Source organism: Streptomyces sp. NPDC059037 (assembly GCF_042740015.1).
GTDB lineage: Bacteria > Actinomycetota > Actinomycetes > Streptomycetales > Streptomycetaceae > Streptomyces.
The window spans coordinates 1-3,848 of sequence record NZ_JBHYIG010000470.1 but is presented as its reverse complement, the minus strand read 5'-3'; the positions used below and the strand labels follow the sequence as shown (position 1 = coordinate 3,848).

Genomic DNA, 3,848 nt, shown 5'->3' with positions numbered 1-3,848 from the left:
CGGGGGGGCCCCGCCCTGTCGGGCGCCCCCCCCCCCCGGTCCCCCCCCCGCGCCCCCGCCGGGGGGCGCGGGGGGCCGCGGCGCCCGGCGGGGTTCGGGGCCGGGCCCCCGCGGCAGCGGGAAGTCCACCGCGCTCGCCGCGTACGAGGCCCTCGCGAGGCTCGCCGCGGGGGACGAACTCACCGAAGTCTTCGCCGACCCGGTGGCCTGTGTGCCCGACCGGGCGCGCGCCGACGGCCAGCGGCGGCGGGGCTTCCGCATCGGCTGCACGGTCGAGGGGCCCGTCGGGGCGGTGCGGCTCGACCTCGCCGTACAGGCCGAACCCGAACTGCGGGTCGTCGGCGAGCGGCTGACCCGCGGCGGGCTCACCCTGCTGGAGACGGCGCTGCGCGATCCGGGGCGGCGCGCGGTGCAGGCGGCCTGGCACACGGCGGGCCTCTCGCCGGTCACCCGCGGCCCGCTGCCGGACGACCGCCTTGGCACCGCGCTGCTCCCGCTGCGGGTGGCGGGCAAGACGGACGGGCAGCGCCTGGTGCTCGCGGCGGCCGAGCAGGTGGTGGTCGCGCTGCGTTCGGTCTTCCCGTGCACGCCCGCGCCGCGCCTCATGCGGCTGCCGGTGCCGCCCGGACTCGTCGGCGCGGGGCGCCTGTTGAGCAGCTGCGACAACCTCGCCGAGGTGCTCCTGCGTACGCGCGAGGAGTGCGGGAACCGGCATGCGCGGCTGGTGGAGGTGGTGCGTGCCGGGTGCGCGGGGCCGGTCGCCGACGTCCTCTCGGAGGTGACGGAGGACGGGTCGGTGCGCGCGCTGATCGACCGGGGCGACGGATTACGCTCTCCCGTCGGACGGCTCGGGGACGGCGAGTTGAGGTATCTGGCGCTCGCCCTGGTGCTGCTCACCGGACCCGGAGTGTTCGAGGTCGACCCGGTGGCCGAGGTGCCGTCGGCGTACCAGACGCTCACCGTGCTCGCCGACGGCTTCGACGACTGTCTCGACCTGCGGCAGCGGCGCGCGCTCGCCGAACTCGCGGCGCGCACCTGCGAGCGCGGGCACATCCGCCTGGTGGCGGCGGTGAGCGATGCGTCGTGGGCCGCCGAGAAGGACGGAGCCTCGGTGGTAGACCTGGAGCCGTGACAGAACTTGATGTAGCGGGACTCCAGCGCAGACTGGCCCAGTTCGCGGCGGCGCGGCACTGGGAGCCCTTCCATACGCCCAAGAACCTGGCCGCCGCGCTCAGCGTCGAGGCGTCCGAACTGGTCGAGATCTTCCAGTGGTTGACGCCCGACGAGTCGGCGCGGGTGATGGACGACCCGGACACGGCGCACCGGGTGACGGACGAGGTCGCCGACGTGCTCGCCTATCTGCTGCAGTTCTGCGAGGTGTTGGGCATCGACGCGCTGGCGGCCCTTGATGCGAAGATCGACCGGAATGAGCAGCGGTTTCCCGCGGAAGGCGCCTAGTTGCTGGATCCGTCGCGCGGCTGGATCCGGCAAGTCCCCAGCCCCGGCCCGCGGCTAGATCCGTCACTCTCCGGAGTGGACGCGTTGTCCACAGTCGATAACTTGTCCACAGATTTCCGAGTTGCTCTGGCTTTTCATTCCGATGACAGTCACTCTAGGTAGTGGACAGGGGAGTTCGGGCGACGTGCGGTGAGTGCGCGCGGGATGGATGGGGGTGCGTATGGAGGCGATGCGGCTCATCGAGGCGAGCAGGCACGCCCTGGCGCAGAGCCAGGAACCGCCGGACATCGTGGCGGAAGTGTGGCAGTCGCAGGCCCTGGCACAGGCGATCGGCAGCCGGCTCGCGGTCGCGGGGCCGCCGGAGTTACGGGGTGAGGCGCTCGGCCTGAGCGAGCTCGGCGGCAGGGGCTGCGGCGTCCTCGACGCGCCGTCGCTCGGGAGCGAGGGGATACGGGCGGCGCGGCTGACGGGCATCGGCGACGCACAGCAGGTTCTGCGCGGACTCGATGAGCTGCTCGGCGAGGTGGGCATCGCCCTCGTCGGCGTCGCGATGGGTGCGGACGACGAGGGGGTGTACTGGCAGTGCATGGAAGCCATCGACGCCGCCGACGAGTCGAGGGACCGGGTGCTCGAGATGCTGCGCAGGCTGGCCGTGCGTGTACAGAGCCTGCCCGAGCCCGACTCGGCGGCGGGGTCGTCATGACCCGGGATGCGTCACACGGGGCGGGGGTCTTCGCCGGCCCGTGGGTTGCCGCCAGGCACGGTCCCGGTCGACGTGGACTGCTGGAGGTCGGCGTCGAGCTGGGTCAGATCGGCGTTGAGCGCTGCCATCAGCTCCTCCATCTGCTGCAGCAGGCCCTTGGGTGCGCCCTGCTGCTCGGGCACGGACGGTTCGCGCGCGGCCTCCTGCTCGGGTACGGCTTCGTGGGACATGACGGCCTCCTCGGCCCTCGCCCCTCCTGTGTGGAAGGGCAGTTGGTGCGGACGACGCGCCGGCAGCGACCGCCGGTGCGGGTGCCGGGCGGTCCGGCTCCGCCCGAGCCAACGATCACTGGCGGCGGCGGGTCACTGGGGAGGGCGTGGGGCGGATTCCGGGTTGACGGATTTTCACCCGGCCGGGGCGGGGGAGGACCGGCGGGACCGGTGGAGTTGACGGGCGTTCGAGCGGGCCTGCGCCTGTGCCTGTGCCTGTGCCTGTGCGGTCCAGACCCGCCGGGGAACGCCGTGAGTAGCACGCGGTCCCGCGGTCCCGTGGTCCGTGGTCCCGCAGGCCGCTCGGCGCCGTTGCGGTCAGCCCAGCTGCGGCATGACCTGCGAGGAGATCAGCTCCAGGTGGTCCAGGTCGTCGAGGTCGAGGATCTGCAGATACATCCGCTGCGAGCCGACGGCCGCGTAGGCGGAGATCTTCTCGACGACCTCCGCGGGAGACCCGGCGAGCCCGTTCGCCTTCAGGTCCTCCACCTCGCGGCCGATGGCGGCGGCGCGGCGCCTCACCTCCGCGTCCGTCTTGCCGACGCAGGCCACCAGAGCGTTGGAGTAAGTGAGGTCGTCGGCCTTGCGGCCGTGCTCATCGGCGGCTGCGCGCACCCGCTTGAACTGCTGCTCGGTATCGGCCAGAGAGGCAAAGGGAATGTTGAACTCAGTGGCGTACCGCGCCGCGAGGGCGGGGGTCCGCTTGGCGCCGTGGCCGCCGATGAGGACGGGCACCTTCGACTGCGCGGGCTTGGGAAGGGCGGGGGAATCGGAGAGTTGGTAGTACGTACCGTCGAAGGAGAACCGGTCGCCGACCGGTGTCTCCCACAGGCCCGTCACAATGGCGAGTTGCTCCTCGAGGCGCCCGAACTTCTCCTTCGGGAAAGGGATTCCGTAGGCGGTGTGCTCCGCCTCGTACCACCCCGAGCCGAGGCCCAGTTCGATGCGGCCGCCCGACATCTGGTCGACCTGCGCGACCTGGATCGCGAGGACCCCGGGCAGTCGGAAGGTACCCGCGGTCATCAGCGTTCCAAGGCGGATCCGCCGGGTCTCACGGGCGAGTCCGGCGAGGGTGATCCAGGCGTCCGTGGGGCCTGGCAGACCGTCGGAGGAGCCCATGACGAGATAGTGGTCGGAGCGGAAGAAGGCGCTGTAGCCGAGGTCCTCGGTGGCCTTGGCGACGCGGAGCAGCGTCTCGTAGGTCGCACCCTGCTGCGGTTCGGTGAAGATTCGAAGGTCCATACAGCCATCTTGCCCGGATACGGGATCCGGTTTCAGGCTTGGACCATCCGTGTTGCCGCCGCCGGCAGCGGCACGGTAAGTTGCACACCCCCCCCCCGCGGTGGGGGGGGGGCGCGCGCCCCCCCGCCCCCCCCACCCACCCCCCCGGGGGCGCGCCCCGGGGGCGCGCCCCGCCC

Annotated in this window: 5 protein-coding genes; 3 read left to right on the top strand and 2 right to left on the bottom strand. The window is 72.6% G+C overall.

Annotated elements, in window-relative coordinates:
• The 3 genes from ACFWY6_RS44695 to ACFWY6_RS44685 all read left to right on the top strand — a co-directional run.
• On the top strand, positions 1-1,132 hold a 1,132-nt coding region (locus tag ACFWY6_RS44695; RefSeq protein ID WP_384703462.1), incomplete at its 5' end, for an ATP-binding protein.
• Positions 1,129-1,458 (top strand): nucleotide pyrophosphohydrolase, encoded by a 330-nt coding sequence (locus ACFWY6_RS44690; RefSeq protein ID WP_384703459.1) that lies wholly within the window; start codon positions 1,129-1,131, stop codon positions 1,456-1,458. The genes ACFWY6_RS44695 and ACFWY6_RS44690, both read left to right, overlap by 4 nt.
• Before the next feature lie 220 nt (positions 1,459-1,678).
• The gene (locus ACFWY6_RS44685) at positions 1,679-2,161 is read left to right on the top strand and encodes a DUF6099 family protein (RefSeq protein ID WP_384703456.1); all 483 of its coding nucleotides are present in this window, start codon (positions 1,679-1,681) and stop codon (positions 2,159-2,161) included.
• A gap of 11 nt (positions 2,162-2,172) precedes the next feature.
• On the opposite strand, the gene ACFWY6_RS44680 is transcribed toward ACFWY6_RS44685, so the two are convergent.
• Both ACFWY6_RS44680 and ACFWY6_RS44675 read right to left on the bottom strand, forming a co-directional pair.
• The gene (locus ACFWY6_RS44680) at positions 2,173-2,391 is read right to left on the bottom strand and encodes a hypothetical protein (protein ID WP_384703453.1); all 219 of its coding nucleotides are present in this window, start codon (positions 2,389-2,391) and stop codon (positions 2,173-2,175) included.
• 357 nt (positions 2,392-2,748) lie between these two features.
• Positions 2,749-3,672 (bottom strand): LLM class F420-dependent oxidoreductase, encoded by a 924-nt coding sequence (locus ACFWY6_RS44675; protein ID WP_361825754.1) that lies wholly within the window; start codon positions 3,670-3,672, stop codon positions 2,749-2,751.
• Positions 3,673-3,848 lie beyond the last annotated feature (176 nt).

What these genes read in the sequence shown, in the direction of transcription:
- ACFWY6_RS44680 (WP_384703453.1), bottom strand. Translation starts at nt 2,391, where the DNA reads ATGTCCCACGAAGCCGTACCCGAGCAGGAGGCCGCGCGCGAACCGTCC.
- ACFWY6_RS44685 (WP_384703456.1), top strand. Translation starts at nt 1,679, where the DNA reads ATGGAGGCGATGCGGCTCATCGAGGCGAGCAGGCACGCCCTGGCGCAG.
- ACFWY6_RS44675 (WP_361825754.1), bottom strand. Translation starts at nt 3,672, where the DNA reads ATGGACCTTCGAATCTTCACCGAACCGCAGCAGGGTGCGACCTACGAG.